The 17402-nt window shown below is 61.0% G+C and carries 7 protein-coding genes, 2 tRNA genes and 3 rRNA genes; 4 read left to right on the top strand and 8 right to left on the bottom strand.

The features are described 5' to 3' along the window. Positions 1 to 149 precede the first annotated feature (149 nt). The 3 genes from PDMSB3_RS26905 to PDMSB3_RS26895 all read left to right on the top strand — a co-directional run bounded on the left by PDMSB3_RS26905 (position 150) and on the right by PDMSB3_RS26895 (position 4784). Entirely contained in the window at positions 150 to 887 is a 738-nt protein-coding gene (locus PDMSB3_RS26905) for an ABC transporter ATP-binding protein (protein ID WP_007177063.1), read from the top strand. Continuing rightward, positions 877 to 3447, top strand: a complete 2571-nt coding sequence (locus PDMSB3_RS26900) for an FtsX-like permease family protein (protein ID WP_165188279.1) — start codon at positions 877 to 879, stop codon at positions 3445 to 3447. Before PDMSB3_RS26905 ends, PDMSB3_RS26900 begins: the two co-directional genes overlap by 11 nt. Positions 3448 to 3614: 167 nt before the next feature. Further along, a complete protein-coding gene (locus PDMSB3_RS26895) occupies positions 3615 to 4784 on the top strand; it encodes a lipocalin-like domain-containing protein (protein ID WP_035517166.1) in 1170 nt (389 codons plus the stop codon). Positions 4785 to 4913: 129 nt separating this feature from the next. Here PDMSB3_RS26895 and rrf read toward each other — a convergent pair. The 5 genes from rrf to PDMSB3_RS26870 form a co-directional block, all read right to left on the bottom strand. Beyond that, positions 4914 to 5027: ribosomal RNA gene (gene rrf, locus PDMSB3_RS26890) — 5S ribosomal RNA — on the bottom strand. A gap of 211 nt (positions 5028 to 5238) precedes the next feature. Next, a 23S ribosomal RNA gene (locus PDMSB3_RS26885) occupies positions 5239 to 8120 on the bottom strand. Positions 8121 to 8420: 300 nt separating this feature from the next. Beyond that, positions 8421 to 8496: transfer RNA gene (locus tag PDMSB3_RS26880), tRNA-Ala, on the bottom strand. 65 nt (positions 8497 to 8561) lie between these two features. Continuing rightward, positions 8562 to 8638, bottom strand: a tRNA-Ile gene (locus PDMSB3_RS26875). A 78-nt stretch (positions 8639 to 8716) separates the two neighbouring features. Further along, positions 8717 to 10247 (bottom strand): 16S ribosomal RNA (locus tag PDMSB3_RS26870). The 16S, 23S and 5S rRNA genes sit together here with 2 tRNA genes alongside, the layout of an rRNA operon. A 643-nt stretch (positions 10248 to 10890) precedes the next feature. Between PDMSB3_RS26870 and PDMSB3_RS26865 the strand changes: the two genes are divergently transcribed. After that, entirely contained in the window at positions 10891 to 11823 is a 933-nt protein-coding gene (locus tag PDMSB3_RS26865) for a flagellar brake protein (protein ID WP_007177060.1), read from the top strand. Between the two features lie 39 nt (positions 11824 to 11862). Here PDMSB3_RS26865 and PDMSB3_RS26860 read toward each other — a convergent pair whose 3' ends face one another. From PDMSB3_RS26860 to cobN, 3 genes are all read right to left on the bottom strand, one after another. Beyond that, complete coding sequence (locus tag PDMSB3_RS26860; protein WP_007177059.1) at positions 11863 to 12453, bottom strand: vWA domain-containing protein; 591 nt, start codon at positions 12451 to 12453, stop codon at positions 11863 to 11865. 80 nt (positions 12454 to 12533) lie between these two features. Continuing rightward, on the bottom strand, positions 12534 to 13601 hold the full coding sequence (locus PDMSB3_RS26855) for an ATP-binding protein (protein ID WP_007177058.1): 1068 nt from the start codon (positions 13599 to 13601) through the stop codon (positions 12534 to 12536). After that, the gene (gene cobN, locus PDMSB3_RS26850; RefSeq protein ID WP_165188277.1) at positions 13598 to 17401 is read right to left on the bottom strand and encodes a cobaltochelatase subunit CobN; all 3804 of its coding nucleotides are present in this window, start codon (positions 17399 to 17401) and stop codon (positions 13598 to 13600) included. The genes PDMSB3_RS26855 and cobN overlap by 4 nt, the downstream gene beginning before the upstream one ends. Position 17402 lies beyond the last annotated feature (1 nt).

Below are 17402 nucleotides of genomic sequence, written 5' to 3'. Positions count from 1 at the left end.
CCGGTTGCATACGTGCTCCGAGCTTCTGCGAGCCTTACAGAAGCCGCATATACTTCGGCGATTCAAGCCAATGTTCGTGCATGCGTGCGTCGCATCATTCGCCCGTCTGAACGCCCCGCCGCTTATCCGCCACACTTTTCGGAAACCGCATGCTGCTTCGTGAGGAAAGTGTCGTTCCCGCGCTCGAGTGCCGTGGACTGAGCAAGACATACGGCGCGGGCCGTATCGTGCTGGCGTACCTCGATTTCACACTCGCGCCCGGCGAGTTCGTCGCGATCATGGGTGATTCCGGCGTCGGCAAATCGACGCTGCTCAATCTGGTGGCCGGCCTCGACAGTGCGGATAGCGGCGACGTGATCATCGACGGCAGCGCCGTTTCGCGTCTGGACGACAACGCGGCGACCCGCTTGCGCCGGCAGAAACTCGGCTTCGTCTTTCAGGCGTTTCACGTGCTGCCTCACCTGACGCTCGCGCAGAACGTGACGCTGCCCTTGTTGCTGAACGATCTGCCCACTGTCGCCGCGCTCGATATGCTTGCGGCCGTCGGTCTGAGCGGACGCGGCGACGACTTTCCGCGCCAACTCTCGGGCGGCGAACTGCAGCGGGTCGCGATCGCGCGAGCCCTCGTGCATCGCCCGAAACTGATTCTCGCCGACGAACCCACGGGCAACCTCGACCCCGACACCGCCCACGACGTGCTCGCCCTGTTCCGCGCGCAAAGCAAGGCGACCGGCGCGGCCACGATCATGGTGACGCACTCGGAGGCCGCCGCGGCCGTTGCCGACCGCATCCTGATTCTGAGCGACGGCGGTCTGCACGCCTCGTCCCGGACCTCCGCGCCTTTCGGTTCACGGTCCCCCGCAGCTTCCGCCGACGATGTCCACTGATTCACGCTCGCGGCCACGCGTGCAAGGGCATCGCGTCCTCGCGCGCTGGCTGCTGGGCGCCGAGTGGCGCAGTCACCGCGGACGTGCGCTAGTTGCGATTGCAACGATCGCGCTCGGCGTCGCGCTCGGTTACGCCGTGCAGTTGATCAATAGCGCGGCCTTCAACGAATTCTCCGCAGCGGCGCGCAGCCTGTCGGGCGAGGCCGATCTGCAGGTGCGCGGCGCCCAACCTCTGGCCGACGAGGCCATCTATCCGCAACTCGCGAACGCGCCCGGTGTTGCGCTGGCCAGCCCCGTGCTCGCGCTCGATGTGACCGTGCCCGAGCGGAGCACGGCACTGCCGGTGCTCGGCATCGACGTGTTCAAGGCAAGCCGTATTGCACCCGACCTGACAGGCGTGCCCTCACCGGACCGGCCGCTCGATACACTCGCAGCGGATACCGTGTTTCTCTCGTCGGCAGCCCAGCAATGGCTCAACGTGAAAGTCGGCGACGACGTGGCGTTGCGAAGCGGCACCTCGATCGTGCATTTGCGCGTGGCCGGCGGCATTGTCAGAACGCGGCCCGGTCAGCGGCTCGCAGTCATGGATATCGCCGCCGCGCAGTGGAAGTTCGGCGGAATCGGCAAGCTGTCGCGCGTCGATGTACAACTCGAACGCGGTGTCGACAGGGAACGCTTCAGGCGCGATCTGCAAGCGCGGCTCGGCAACCAGTGGGTCGTTTCCGAAACCCGCGATGCCGAAAGCCGCACCGATCGCCTCTCCCGCGCGTACCGGATCAATATGAATGTTCTCGCGCTGGTGGCGTTATTCACCGGTGCGTTTCTCGTGTTTTCGACGCAGGCGCTAAGCGTCGTGCGACGCCGCGCGCAATTCGCCATGCTGCGTGTGCTCGGATTGACGCGTGGCCAGCTGCTGCGCCAGATTCTGCTGGAAGGCGCGCTGTTGGGCCTGCTCGGTTCACTCGCGGGACTCGCGCTCGGCTATGCGATGGCGAGCGGCGCGCTGCATTTTTTTGGCAGCGACCTGGGTGGCGGCTACTTTCCCGGCGTGCAGCCGCAAGTGGGCTTCGAACCGCTGGCGAGCGCGTTGTTCCTGACACTCGGACTCGCCGTTTCGATATTGGGCAGTCTTGCTCCCGCGCTGGAAGCCGTACGTGCCCGGCCCGCCGCGGCGCTCAAGGCAGGCGCCGAAGAAGCTGCGTTGGCGCGGCTCGCCACACCGTGGCCGGCGCTGCTGTGCCTGCTGGCCGCCGCCATCCTCACGCAGTTGCCGCCGCTGTTCGATGCGCCGATTGGCGGCTACGTGGCCGTTGCGTTGCTGCTGGTCGGCGGGATCGCGCTGATGCCGCGCGTGACCGCGCTCATCTTCGGCGCGGCGAGCCGTGCGGCTGCAACGCGGCGGCGCACCGGCGCGGTCGGCACGCTGGCGCTCGCGCGTCTTGCGAACGCGCCGGGGCATGCTTCGATCGCAATGGGCGGCGTGCTGTCGAGCTTCGCGCTGATCGTTGCGATGGCAATCATGGTGGCCAGCTTCAAGGTTTCCGTCGAAGACTGGCTGGTGCATCTGCTCTCCGCCGATCTCTATGTACGCGTCGCGCCAAACGGCGATACCGGCGGTCTGCGGCCCGACGAACAATCCCGGCTGGCCGCCGTGCCCGGCATCAGGACAGCCGCATTTACGCGCATCTCGCGTCTCGCACTCGACCCTGCGCGGCCCGACGTCGCCTTGCTCGCGCGTGAAATCGATGCTGCCGGCCCAGGCGCGAATCTGCAGATGACCGGACCGGCGCTGCCGCCTTCCGGACTTCGCGCGGATGAAACACCTGTTTGGGTATCCGAAGCAATCGTCGATCTGTATGGATACAGGCCGGGCCAACGTGTGCAATTGCCGCTTGGCGAGCGCGGTCACGTGTTCGTGGTGGCCGGCGTATGGCGTGATTATGCGCGGCAGACTGGCGCGATCCAGATACGGCTCGCGGATTACCGGCGCTTGACCGGCGACACGAGCGCGACGGATGTGGCCGTCACCATTGAACCGGGGACGAGCGTCGAGCGGGTCGTCGCGGGGCTGCGCGCGCTGCCCTTTGGAGCATCGCTGGATCTGTCGCTGCCGGGCGAGATTCGTGCGCGCACGCTGGTGATCTTCGATCGCAGTTTTGCGGTCACCTATCTGCTCGAGGCGGTCGCGATCGTGATCGGCCTGTTCGGCGTGGCAGCGACGTTCTCCGCGCAAACGCTCGCGCGAGCCCGTGAGTTCGGCATGCTGCGGCACGTCGGCGTGACGCGCTCGCAAGTGCTCGCTATCCTGGCGCTCGAAGGCGGCATGCTCACCGCGTGCGGGATTGCAATGGGCTTCGTGCTCGGGTTCGCGATCAGTCTGATCCTGGTGTTCGTCGTCAATCCGCAGTCGTTTCACTGGAGCATGTCGCTGCACGTGCCGTGGACGGCGTTAGGCAGCGTCGCGTTGGTGATGCTGGCTTCGTCGTGTTCGACGGCGGTGATAGCCGGACGCGGCGCCGTGTCGGTGGATGCGGTGCGCGCAGTGAAGGAGGATTGGTGATACGGGCTCTCTCGCATGAGTTGGCACGACGGATTGTGCGTGTCGCGATAGCGCGTGTTGATCTCGCCGGCGATAGTTTTCGGCTCGCCTTGCGGCCGTGCGCGCTGCGAGCGGCGCTCGTGGTTTTGAGTGAGACCGCGTCGATCGGCATGTCGATTGCGCGCGAGATGTCATGCCGGATGTCTGGCGAAATGCCGCCTGTTGAGTCTGCGTGTACGGTCCGTCCGCGCATAGGTCGTCGGGTTCGCGGCTGGCTATCTATCGGAATGCTGACTGCGTCGACCGCATTCGCCGTCCCCTCCGAATTCGCCGCGGTCACACCTGACCATGCAATCGCCCTCCCGCAAGACAGCGGCGCGCACGCGGCGTTTCGCACCGAGTGGTGGTACGCGACAGGTTGGCTCACTACGCCTGACAATCGGCCGCTCGGTTTTCAGATCACCTTCTTTCGCTCCGCAACGGGCCATGACGCCGCAGACCCGAGCGCTTTCGCTCCTTCGCAATTGATCATTGCCCATGCCGCGTTGAGCGATCCTGCACTCGGCCATCTTGCGCACGATCAGCGCATTGCTCGCCAGGGTTTCGGACTCGCCTATGCGAAGCCAGCGAATACCGATGTCAAACTCGATGCATGGAAGATGGTCCGGAACGCCGACGGTCGCTACGACGTCACTGTCGACGCGGACGGCTTTTCTTTGCATCTCATGTTGACGCCGACTCAAGCACCTTTAATTCAGGGCGAACGCGGCTATTCACGCAAAGGTCCGCGCCCCGAGCAGGCGAGCTATTACTACAGTGAGCCGCAACTGCGCGTGACTGGTAGCGTGGTTCGACCGGCGGCGGCGGGCGGTCCGTCGCGTGGCGAGACTGCTGTGACGGGTATGGCGTGGCTCGATCACGAGTGGTCGAGCACGTTGCTCGACGCCGATGCCGTGGGATGGGATTGGTTGGGCGCCAATCTCAATGACGGTTCTGCGCTGATGGCATTCAAGGTTCGCGGTCGCGATGGACGCGCCGTGTGGGCGCACGCGGCATTTCGCCAACCCGATGGCGAAGTCACGACGTTCGGTGCCGATCAGGTTGACTTTACGCCGCGGCGCATATGGCGCTCGCCGCGAACGGACACGTCCTATCCGGTGTCGATGACGGTCAAAACCGGCACGCTGACATGGCAACTCGACCCGCTGATGGACGATCAGGAACTCGATTCGCGGCAATCGACCGGCGCGGTGTATTGGGAAGGTGCGGTGCGGGTGAAACGCGAAGGCGTGCAGGTGGGGCGGGCGTATCTTGAGCTGACGGGCTACGCGAAGGCGGTGCGACTGGGGAAGGAGTGAAGGGGGTTGTTCGTGTCGGATTCGTGTCGGGTTTTCGCGCTGATCCGGTTCTGTAAGGGCGGTGTGGAGGGGTTGGTAAACGCAGAAACCCCACCTTTTTGGGGTGGGGTTTCTGTCTGCTGCGGGGGAGCCTGACGATGACCTACTTTCACACGGGTAATCCGCACTATCATCGGCGTGGCGTCGTTTCACGGTCCTGTTCGGGATGGGAAGGGGTGGGACCGACTCACTATGGTCATCAGGCATGACTTGTTGCCGTACTGCCCATGGGGCAATACCGCCAATCGGGAAGAAGTAGTTTCTGGTGATGCTCACCAGAGGGAGATTCGGGGGGTTGTGTTGTTTCTGGCACAACACTGATCTCAACCGTGCGTGGTGTCCTGCCCCCTTCGGGGGTGGGGTCCTGGTAAATGCTGAAGCATCCGCCATGACCGGCACAAAACACACCTGTTATAGGATCAAGCCTTACGGGCAATTAGTATCAGTTAGCTTAACGCATTACTGCGCTTCCACACCTGACCTATCAACGTCCTGGTCTTGAACGACCCTTCAAGGGGCTCGAAGCCCCGGGGATATCTCATCTTAAGGCGAGTTTCCCGCTTAGATGCTTTCAGCGGTTATCTCTTCCGAACATAGCTACCCGGCGATGCCACTGGCGTGACAACCGGTACACCAGAGGTTCGTCCACTCCGGTCCTCTCGTACTAGGAGCAGCCCCCTTCAAATATCCAGCGCCCACGGCAGATAGGGACCAAACTGTCTCACGACGTTTTAAACCCAGCTCACGTACCTCTTTAAATGGCGAACAGCCATACCCTTGGGACCGGCTACAGCCCCAGGATGAGATGAGCCGACATCGAGGTGCCAAACACCGCCGTCGATATGAACTCTTGGGCGGTATCAGCCTGTTATCCCCAGAGTACCTTTTATCCGTTGAGCGATGGCCCTTCCATACAGAACCACCGGATCACTATGACCTGCTTTCGCACCTGCTCGACTTGTCGGTCTCGCAGTTAAGCACGCTTATGCCATTGCACTATCAGCACGATTTCCGACCGTACCTAGCGTACCTTCGTACTCCTCCGTTACACTTTGGGAGGAGACCGCCCCAGTCAAACTGCCTACCATGCACTGTCCCCAGTCCGGATAACGGACCAAGGTTAGAACCTCAAACAAACCAGGGTGGTATTTCAAGGGCGGCTCCACGCAGACTGGCGTCCACGCTTCAAAGCCTCCCACCTATCCTACACAGACCGGTTCAAAGTCCAATGCAAAGCTACAGTAAAGGTTCATGGGGTCTTTCCGTCTAGCCGCGGGGAGATTGCATCATCACAAACACTTCAACTTCGCTGAGTCTCGGGAGGAGACAGTGTGGCCATCGTTACGCCATTCGTGCAGGTCGGAACTTACCCGACAAGGAATTTCGCTACCTTAGGACCGTTATAGTTACGGCCGCCGTTTACCGGGACTTCAATCAAGAGCTTGCACCCCATCATTTAATCTTCCGGCACCGGGCAGGCGTCACACCCTATACGTCCACTTTCGTGTTTGCAGAGTGCTGTGTTTTTATTAAACAGTCGCAGCCACCAGTTTATTGCAACCCCTTCACCCTTCTGGCGCAGGCCAGTCAGGCTACAGGGGCGTACCTTATCCCGAAGTTACGGTACCAATTTGCCGAGTTCCTTCTCCCGAGTTCTCTCAAGCGCCTTAGAATACTCATCTCGCCCACCTGTGTCGGTTTGCGGTACGGTCCTGTTAAACTGAAGCTTAGAGGCTTTTCTTGGAACCACTTCCGATTGCTTCTTCACCTAAGTGAATGGCCTCGCACCCTTGAATTCCGCGCCCGGATTTGCCAAAGCGCCTTCTCCAATGCAAGGACCGGGACTTCCAACACCCGGACAACCTTCCGCGATCCGTCCCCCCATCGCATTTAACAATGGTGCAGGAATATTAACCTGCTTCCCATCAGCTACGCATTTCTGCCTCGCCTTAGGGGCCGACTCACCCTACGCCGATGAACGTTGCGTAGGAAACCTTGGGCTTACGGCGAGGGGGCCTTTCACCCCCTTTATCGCTACTCATGTCAGCATTCGCACTTCCGATACCTCCAGCACACTTTTCAATGCACCTTCGCAGGCTTACGGAACGCTCTCCTACCATGCACATAAATGTGCATCCGCAGCTTCGGTATATTGCTTAGCCCCGTTACATCTTCCGCGCAGGACGACTCGATCAGTGAGCTATTACGCTTTCTTTAAAGGATGGCTGCTTCTAAGCCAACCTCCTGACTGTTTTAGCCTTCCCACTTCGTTTCCCACTTAGCAATATTTGGGGACCTTAGCTGGCGGTCTGGGTTGTTTCCCTCTTGACACCGGACGTTAGCACCCGATGTCTGTCTCCCGTGATTGCACTCTTCGGTATTCGGAGTTTGCTATGGCGTAGTAATCCGCAATGGACCCCACAACCATGACAGTGCTCTACCCCCGAAGGTGATACACGAGGCACTACCTAAATAGTTTTCGGAGAGAACCAGCTATTTCCAGGTTTGTTTAGCCTTTCACCCCTATCCACAGCTCATCCCCTAACTTTTCAACGTTAGTGGGTTCGGACCTCCAGTACGTGTTACCGCACCTTCATCCTGGCCATGGATAGATCACCTGGTTTCGGGTCTACACCCAGCGACTGAATCGCCCTGTTCGGACTCGCTTTCGCTACGCCTGCCCTAATCGGTTAAGCTTGCCACTGAATGTAAGTCGCTGACCCATTATACAAAAGGTACGCCGTCACCCCCTTGCGAAGGCTCCGACTGTTTGTATGCATGCGGTTTCAGGATCTGTTTCACTCCCCTCCCGGGGTTCTTTTCGCCTTTCCCTCACGGTACTGGTTCACTATCGGTCGATCACGAGTATTTAGCCTTGGAGGATGGTCCCCCCATCTTCAGACAGGATTTCACGTGTCCCGCCCTACTTCTCGTACACCCAGTTCTTCCTCGCTGTTTTCGTCTACAGGGCTATCACCTGCTATGGCGGCACTTTCCAGAGCCTTCGACTAACAATGAAGATAAAGAGTACAGGCTGGTCCCATTTCGCTCGCCACTACTCTGGGAATCTCGGTTGATTTCTTTTCCTGCGGTTACTTAGATGTTTCAGTTCACCGCGTTCGCTTCACGTAGCCTATGTATTCAGCTACGGATGACCCATACGGGCCGGGTTTCCCCATTCGGATATCGGTGGATCAAAGCTCGTTTGCCAGCTCCCCACCGCTTTTCGCAGGCTACCGCGTCCTTCATCGCCTGTGATCGCCAAGGCATCCACCACATGCACTTGTTCGCTTGACCCTATAACGGGTGTGTCTCTCTCGAGTCACATGCCGCTACAGGTTGAGTATTCGTGTTGCGCCGTATTCCAAAGCAATCTTTCGATCACCTTTAAAATACATTGATACAATCACAACCCTGATTCACCTACTCAATCACCCATCTCTAAGTGACCTTTCGTGAATCTCTTTACTACTTCTTCCTGATTGTTAAAGAACGACAGCCGATATCGCGATTGCCATAACCGCGTATCACTCTGACTGGCTCAATCGCCAATGCACAACGCTCTGCTTCTCTCGCAGAACGCTACGCATTGAGGATTGGTGGAGGATGACGGGATCGAACCGACGACCCCCTGCTTGCAAAGCAGGTGCTCTCCCAGCTGAGCTAATCCCCCAGTCATGCACAGATCAGATCTGCTTTCATCCCAAGGGGTTCACCGGTCAGCCACCGCAGAATCAGTGGTGGGTCTGGATGGATTCGAACCATCGACCCCCGCCTTATCAAGACGGTGCTCTAACCGACTGAGCTACAGACCCCTGAGTCTGTCTGCGTATCTGTCTTCAATTTCACAGCCGATAAGCGTGAGCGCTCAACGTTTGACACGTCAGCTCGGGAAAGGAGGTGATCCAGCCGCACCTTCCGATACGGCTACCTTGTTACGACTTCACCCCAGTCATGAATCCTACCGTGGTGACCGTCCTCCTTGCGGTTAGACTAGCCACTTCTGGTAAAACCCACTCCCATGGTGTGACGGGCGGTGTGTACAAGACCCGGGAACGTATTCACCGCGGCATGCTGATCCGCGATTACTAGCGATTCCAGCTTCACGCACTCGAGTTGCAGAGTGCGATCCGGACTACGATCGGTTTTCTGGGATTGGCTCCCCCTCGCGGGTTGGCGACCCTCTGTTCCGACCATTGTATGACGTGTGAAGCCCTACCCATAAGGGCCATGAGGACTTGACGTCATCCCCACCTTCCTCCGGTTTGTCACCGGCAGTCTCCCTGGAGTGCTCTTGCGTAGCAACTAGGGACAAGGGTTGCGCTCGTTGCGGGACTTAACCCAACATCTCACGACACGAGCTGACGACAGCCATGCAGCACCTGTGTTATGGCTCCCTTTCGGGCACGTCCACCTCTCAGCGGACTTCCATACATGTCAAGGGTAGGTAAGGTTTTTCGCGTTGCATCGAATTAATCCACATCATCCACCGCTTGTGCGGGTCCCCGTCAATTCCTTTGAGTTTTAATCTTGCGACCGTACTCCCCAGGCGGTCAACTTCACGCGTTAGCTACGTTACCAAGTCAATGAAGACCCGACAACTAGTTGACATCGTTTAGGGCGTGGACTACCAGGGTATCTAATCCTGTTTGCTCCCCACGCTTTCGTGCATGAGCGTCAGTATTGGCCCAGGGGGCTGCCTTCGCCATCGGTATTCCTCCACATCTCTACGCATTTCACTGCTACACGTGGAATTCTACCCCCCTCTGCCATACTCTAGCCCGCCAGTCACAAATGCAGTTCCCAGGTTAAGCCCGGGGATTTCACATCTGTCTTAGCGAACCGCCTGCGCACGCTTTACGCCCAGTAATTCCGATTAACGCTTGCACCCTACGTATTACCGCGGCTGCTGGCACGTAGTTAGCCGGTGCTTATTCTTCCGGTACCGTCATCCCCCCGCCATATTAGGGCAGAGGATTTCTTTCCGGACAAAAGTGCTTTACAACCCGAAGGCCTTCTTCACACACGCGGCATTGCTGGATCAGGGTTGCCCCCATTGTCCAAAATTCCCCACTGCTGCCTCCCGTAGGAGTCTGGGCCGTGTCTCAGTCCCAGTGTGGCTGGTCGTCCTCTCAGACCAGCTACAGATCGTCGCCTTGGTAGGCCTTTACCCCACCAACTAGCTAATCTGCCATCGGCCGCCCCTGTAGCGCGAGGTCCTAAGATCCCCCGCTTTCCTCCGCAGAGCGTATGCGGTATTAATCCGGCTTTCGCCGGGCTATCCCCCACTACAGGACACGTTCCGATGTATTACTCACCCGTTCGCCACTCGCCACCAGGGTTGCCCCCGTGCTGCCGTTCGACTTGCATGTGTAAGGCATGCCGCCAGCGTTCAATCTGAGCCAGGATCAAACTCTTCAGTTCAAACCTGTTACTGTTTTTTCGGTCTCTTCCGAGACCGGTCGCTCACTCAACGTACTGACGAATGATCCAACCATCTTGCGACAGTCAAACCTTCCTTTCATTACTGTGTGAGACTTGATACTTTCGCTTCTCGGCAGACCCCGAAGGATCCGCCTCGCATCGCGCATCAAGCGCCCACACTTATCGGCTGTTAATTTTTAAAGATCGGTACGCATTCACTACCGAACCGCCACCACCGCAATTGCCAACCTCACAACCACCCGGCACCGCTTCGTTCTGCGTCGCTGCATCAGCAGCAGAGAAACGAGATTATGGAGAGCGAGCGACAGGTCGTCAACCCCCTTCGCGGAATATTTTTCAGAAAGTCGAGAGTAACGAAATGAGTCATCATCACTACACCATCAAATTAGTTAGCCATCCGATTTAATTGTGAGCCAGCGAGGCAATCACACTTCCGACGACCTGACCATGATCGGCGAATGCACCTCTCGCTAACCGACCAGGCAATGAGCGCCCTCACTCCAATATAGTCCCCACCACACAACAAAGAAGCGGCGAAAGAAACGAAAGCCCCCGCGAAACTAAAGTTTCCCTCCTGACAGCCGTCAACCGAGATATCCCGCCACTCAAATAGCCGCCGACCATGGACAATCCAGTCGAGGAACACTCCCCCGCCGGACAAACGTCAACTCTGAATCTGGATAACGTTCCGGTAGGCATCCCCCTCGAGTGGCCGATCGTCGACGCCGACGGCACGCTCCTGTTCGCCGCTAGCACCATTCTCGCGACCACGGACGAGCGCAACTTCCTGTTCGGCCACTTCCACCCGCAACGCGGCGACTTGCTGGACGCGGCCACGCAACCGACGCGCGAATCAGACGCCCACGCGGACCCCGGCAGTCCACTGACGCTCAAGGACATGCATCTGGAAATCGGTGCCTTGATCGGTGTGCGCCCGCAGGTCGGCAGCGGCGCGCCGATGCATCCGTGCCGCATCATCGGCTTCGCACCGAACCATGCGCTCTTCGTCACGCCGCCAATGCACGACGGCCGCATGCTTCCACTGGGTCTCGGCGAAAACATTGAAATCGTCGCGATAGCCAGCCATGCCGTGTTCCGTTTCGTCTGCACGATCGAGGCGATCTGCCGCTCACCGTTCGATTACGTCGTGTTATCGAAGCCCGGCGTGATCCGTCGCCTGCGCGAACGCAAGTCGATCCGCGTCCGCACGCATCTCGCGGTGCGTTTCGGCATCGGTCAAAGCGGCGAGTCGTATGAAGGACTCGGACTCGCGAAAGGCGTCAGCGCGCTCGGCATGTCGCTGGCCGCCTCGTGGACCCTGGGCGCCGTCGGCGACCGGTTGCGACTCGCGTTCCGTCTGAAATCGAAAGATCGCGATACGGAGATCGAAACCACAGCCGTGATCCGTAATGTGCAGCAAGGCAGCGGGCCGGGCACGCCTTCGACTCATGGACTCGAACTCGATCAACTCGACGCGACCCAGCAAATGGCGATGAAAGTCTTCGTGTTCGACCGCCAGGACGACGTGGTGTATTGGTCGAGCGGCTTGAAATAAATCCGCGCGGGACAGTGAGCGGTACAGCGCACCCGTCGCTCAGCTCATTAATTCTTCCGGCGTAAAGCGCCGCGCGCCCCACGCGTCGGCGAGCAATTCGCAACGGCCGAGCCGTATCGCCTCACGCTCGAAATCGACGACCACGACTTCGTCCGCGTCGAGCGGGCGCGCGGGCATGTCACGCGTACGGCCATCGGTCAGGATCCATAGCCAGCGTTGCTGCGCGGGCTTGCTGCGCGCACTGCGCTCCAGCAGTTGACCCGCTTGCCGAACGCCCGCCGTCAGAGGCGTGCCGCCACCGCCTCCCACAGGACTCAGCCACCGCTCGTTCCACCAGCGCGGCACCGCGGGACCGAATCGCACATCCGCCCCCGCACCGCCGAAACAGACCAGGGCGGCCTCGGCACGCGCGGCGCTCGCGTGGTCGAACAGGGCGATCAACAATCCCTTGGCGAGCGCGAGGCGCTGTCCGGCCAGCATGGAGCCCGAGCAATCGAGTACGAAACAATGAAGCACGCCGCCGCGCGGCGCCTCGCGCATGAAGCGCAAATGCTCGGTCCGCAACGCGTCCTGCCGCTTCGCGGCGAGTGTCCGGGGCCAGGCGATGCGCTTGCCCGGCGCCGCACCCAAGTGGCTGCGCGCACCCGCACCCGCACCTTGCTGCCATCGAAAACCGCTGCGCGAGTCAGCGGCGGTGCCTTTCCGATGGCTCAGCGTTTTTTTACGTTGAGCGGTATGACGCCTTTGACATGCGTGGTCGCGCTCGGCTCGGGCGCCAGGTAGCCCCAATCGCTATCGCCGGAAGCGTCAGCCGACAGCGCTTCCCCTTGCACAGATGAAGATGAAGACGCAGACGACCGCTCCAAAGCACCAGCGGAAGCGTCATCCTCACGCGCATCACGATCCGCTTGCGACTCGCGAGAATGCCGCCGATGAACCAGCACCGCCTCCGCAACCCGATCGACATGCGCCGCCGTCACCGTTGCAGCCTGTTCGAACGCCGCCAACGCACGCGCCGCGCGCAGCATCACGAGATCGGCGCGTAAGCCGTCCACGGCGGCATCGATACACAACGCGCTGACACGCGCATGCACGGCTTCGTCGAATGCGAGTTGCGGCAGTGCGGCGCGCGCCGCATGAATCTGCTGCACATAAGCCGCCTGTTGTTGCGCGTAACCCGCCCGGAAACCCTGCGGATCGAGATCGAACGCCAAGCGTGCCTTCACGATCGCCTGACGCACGCGCGGCTCGAAACAGTTCTGCAACTCGACCATCAGCCCGAAACGGTCGATCAATTGCGGCCGCAATTCACCCTCTTCAGGATTCATCGTGCCGATCAGCACGAAGCTCGCGTCGTGGCTATGCGACACGCCATCGCGTTCGACGGTATTCACGCCACTCGACGCCGCATCGAGCAAGGCATCGACGAGCACGTCGGGCAGCAGGTTGACTTCGTCCACATACAGCACGCCGCGGTGCGCCTTCGCGAGCAGACCAGGCGAGAAATGCACCGAGCCGTCGCGCAGCACGGCTTCGATATCGAGCGTGCCGATCAAACGATCTTCGCTCGCGCCAAGCGGCAGATTCACCAGTTGCCCTTCCGGCAACAACTCGGCCAGCGCCCGCGCCGCGGTCGACTTGGCCGTACCGCGCGGCCCCGTGACCAGCACGCCGCTCAGCGCCGGATCGATGGCAGCCAGCAACAGCGCCTGTTGCAAGGGCGCCTGGCCGATCAGCGCGGCAAATGGAAAAACGGGCCGCTGGGCTGCTGAATTCATGGGTGCATTCCTTCAATCTGCTGCTCGCTCGCGAGCAGATGCTGTTCGACCTGCGCGCGATAGTCGCCCGGCGCCTGCCACAATCCGCGCTGCATGGCTTCGAGCAAACGCTCGCAAATCGAATGCAACGCGTGCGGGTTGTGCCGCTGCAAGAACTCGCGGGTGTCAGCGTCGTTCAGATACGCATCGGTCACGAGCGCATATTGATGATCCGCGATCACGCGCGCGGTCGCATCGTAACCGTACAGATAGTCGACGGTCGCGGCGATTTCGGCCGCGCCCTTATAACCGTGGCGCTTCACGCCATCGAGCCATTTCGGATTGACCACGCGCGAGCGGATCACGCGCGCGATCTCCTCGTGTAGCGTGCGCACGCGCGGCGCGGCGGGATTGCTGTGATCGGCGTGGTACACGCTCGGCTGATTGCCGGCCAGATGCCGCACCGCGGCGACCATGCCGCCCTGGAACTGGTAGTAGTCGTTCGAATCGAGCAGGTCGTGCTCGCGGTTGTCCTGGTTCTGCAGCACCACATCCAGCGCGGCGAGGCGCGCACTGAACGCATGACGTGCTTCTTCGCCCGCGCTCTTTTGCGTGTACGCGTAACCGCCCCATGCCTGATAGGCGTTCGCCAGATCCGCGTCGGTCTGCCATTGCTGCGAGTCGATCATGTCCTGCAAACCCGCGCCGTAAGCGCCGGGCCGCGCGCTGAACACACGCCACCCGGCGCGCTTGCGCGCTTCGCCGGCGTCCATGCCGCGCGCGATGAGCGCGTCGCGTTCGCGCAGCACGCGCGCGCGAATCGGGTTCAGGTCTTCGGGCTCGTCGAGTTCCGCTACTGCCTGCACGGCGGCGTCGAACAGATGCATGACGTTGGCGAAAGCGTCGCGGAAGAAACCGGAAACACGCAAGGTGACGTCGATACGCGGCCGGTCGAACACCTCGATCGGCATGATTTCGAAATCGGTCACACGGTGACTGCCGGGCGCCCATTTCGGCCGCACGCCGAGCAACGCGAGCGCCTGGGCGATATCGTCTCCGCCCGTGCGCATGGTCGCGGTGCCCCACACGGAGAGGCCGATGGCGCGCGGATAATCGCCCTTCTCCTGCAAATGCCGTTCGATCAGTTGCTGCGCGGATTTCAATCCGAGCGACCAGGCAGCTTGCGTGGGAATGGCGCGCGTGTCGACCGAATAGAAGTTGCGGCCGGTGGGCAGCACATCGGGCCGTCCACGCGAGGGCGAACCGCTCGGCCCAGGCGGCACGAAACGCCCTTCGAGGCCGCGCTTCAGCTGAAGCATTTCCTGCGGGCCGCAAGCATCGAGCCTCGGCAACACGTCGGCACGCAATCGCTCGATTACGCGCTCCGCCTGCGGCAAGCCGTCGACGAACAACGCCGCCGAAGCGTCCGGTTGATCACCGCACACGCCGCGCAACAGCGACGCCGCCAGCAACTCCAGCCGTTCACGCGTATCGCCGCAGTGCCGCCACGGCGCATCGCTCACACGCTGCAATACATCCGGACGCGGGCCGTCCCACACCGCCGACCAATCCACCGACAACGGATCGAACAGATGGTCCATCTGCAGATCGCGCGCCAGCGCATCGATCAAGCCAGCCTTGCCACCCTGCCCGTCGCCAACAGGAAAACGCCCCAGCGCCAGCAACGTATCGCGCCGTTGCACACCGCCAGGCGATTGACCGAACGTATGCAAGCCATCGCGAATCTGCGCTTCCTTCAACTCGCACAGCCATGCATCGACACGCGTGAGCAGCGCATCCTCATCGTTTTGCCCGTTCGGTTCCGCGAGACTCAGTTCCTCATGCAACCGGTGTTCGACAATGGTCGCCAGAATCGTACGCCGCAACAGCTTCGAGCGGCGCGGGTCGACCATCAGCGCTTCATAGTATTCGTCGACCTGACGCTCCAGATCCTGCAGCGGCCCATAACTTTCGGCGCGCGTGAGCGGCGGCATCAGGTGATCGATGATGACCGCCTGCGCGCGGCGTTTCGCCTGGCTGCCCTCGCCCGGATCGTTGACGATGAACGGATACAGATGCGGCATCGGCCCGAGAATGAGATCGGGCCAGCACGCGTCGCTCAACGCGACGCTCTTGCCGGGCAGCCATTCGAGATTGCCGTGCTTGCCGACATGCACGATTGCGTCGATACCGAACTGGTGACGCAACCAGAAATAGAACGCCAGATAGGCATGCGGCGGCACGAGGTCGGCGTCGTGATAGCTGGCGTAATCGCCCTCCTCGCGCGAACGCAACGGTTGAATGCCGACGAACACCTGCCCGCAACGCAAGCCCGCGATCATGAAGCGGCCGCGCCGCAGCGTCGGATCCTGTTCGGGCGTGCCCCAACGCGCGTTCAATGCCTGCCGCGCCTCAGCGGGTAAAGCGTTGAAATGCACGAGATAGTCGTCGAGCGCGAGGCTTTGCAGCGCGGGACGCAGATCACGTACCCCCGGATCGTTGGTCACGCCTTCGGTGAGCTTTTTCAGCAGCGCGTCGCCGTTCGCGGGCAAGTCGGCAAGACGATAGCCTTCGTCGCGCAGCATCGACAGAATGCCGACTACCGAAGCCGGCGTATCGAGTCCCACGCCGTTGCCAATGCGCCCTTCGCTCATCGGATAGTTGGCGAGGATTAGCGCGAGCTTTTTGTCCGCGTTATCCAGTGAACGCAGACGGCACCAGCGCCGGCTCAGTTCGGCAAGAAAACCCACGCGCTCGACGTCCGGCTGATAACGCACCACGTCGACCTGGGTGTGCGGACAACGGTATGCGAGCCCCTTGAAACTGATCGCGCGCGTAATGATGCGGCCGTCCACTTCCGGCAGCGCGATATGCATGGCGATATCGCGCGAATTGAGGCCTTGATTGTCCTTCACCCAATCCTCGCGATTACCGCCGCTCAGGATCACCTGGAACACGGGGGCGTCGCCGGCGAGCGCGAGCGGCTCGGGGTCGTCGATCGCGGACGCGGCGAAGGCGGTCGTATTCAGCACCAGCGCGACATTGTGCTCAGCGCACAGCGATTGCACCACTTCGCGGCTCAGCGCATCTTTGAGCGAGGTGATCGCAATCGGCAGCGGATTCAGACCTTGCGACTCGAGCGCGTCGATCAACGCGTCGAACACGGCCGTATTGGCTGCCTGCAGATGCGCCTTGTAGAACAGGATCGCCGCGACCGGCGCGTTCCGTTGCCAGCGCGCCTGCCAGTCGGCGATAGTCGGTGTGTCGCGGCCGGGATGATAGAGCGTCGCGGCAGGCAACGCGTGCGGCGGCGCAGGCTCGCGCCCCCAGCCGAATGCGCGATGCGCGATACAGCGCAGGAACGCTTCGGCATTCTGCGGGCCGCCTTCGCGCAGATAGCGCCAGAGCTGATGGCACAGATCGGCGCTGGCGGTGCTGCGCGCAAGCAGGTTCGGATCTTCCTGCAGATCGCCGGAGAACATCGCGAGCGTCTGCTGTTTGCGCTCGGCGAGCGCCACCACCTGCTCGATGCCGTAAGGCCAATACGCTTCGCCGCCGAGGTGATCGACCACCACCACACGCGCATGCTGCAAGACGTCTTCGACGTAGAAATCGACCGAGGCCGGTTGCCGCAAATACGTGACGTTCGCGAGCCGCACGCTAGGAAAACCCTCGCCCAGACGCGGAAAAACACTCGCGAGCAGCGACAGCGTGGTATCGGCGGAACTCAGCACCACGATATCGGCGGGCTGCTGATCGATGCGGATCACGCCTTGCGTATCGTCGACAAAACCGCCCGGCGTGGTGCGCAACAGATGCATG

This window comes from Paraburkholderia dioscoreae, from assembly GCF_902459535.1.
In the GTDB taxonomy this organism is placed as follows: Bacteria; Pseudomonadota; Gammaproteobacteria; order Burkholderiales; family Burkholderiaceae; genus Paraburkholderia; species Paraburkholderia dioscoreae.
Note: the sequence above shows the minus strand (reverse complement) of the source record. Positions and strands in the feature narration are given on the sequence as shown.

Coding starts and splice junctions, on each gene's coding strand:
- cobN (WP_165188277.1), bottom strand. CDS start 17,401: ATGCATCTGTTGCGCACCACGCCGGGCGGTTTTGTCGACGATACGCAA.
- PDMSB3_RS26895 (WP_035517166.1), top strand. CDS start 3,615: ATGTCATGCCGGATGTCTGGCGAAATGCCGCCTGTTGAGTCTGCGTGT.
- PDMSB3_RS26905 (WP_007177063.1), top strand. CDS start 150: ATGCTGCTTCGTGAGGAAAGTGTCGTTCCCGCGCTCGAGTGCCGTGGA.
- PDMSB3_RS26900 (WP_165188279.1), top strand. CDS start 877: ATGTCCACTGATTCACGCTCGCGGCCACGCGTGCAAGGGCATCGCGTC.
- PDMSB3_RS26865 (WP_007177060.1), top strand. CDS start 10,891: ATGGACAATCCAGTCGAGGAACACTCCCCCGCCGGACAAACGTCAACT.
- PDMSB3_RS26855 (WP_007177058.1), bottom strand. CDS start 13,601: ATGAATTCAGCAGCCCAGCGGCCCGTTTTTCCATTTGCCGCGCTGATC.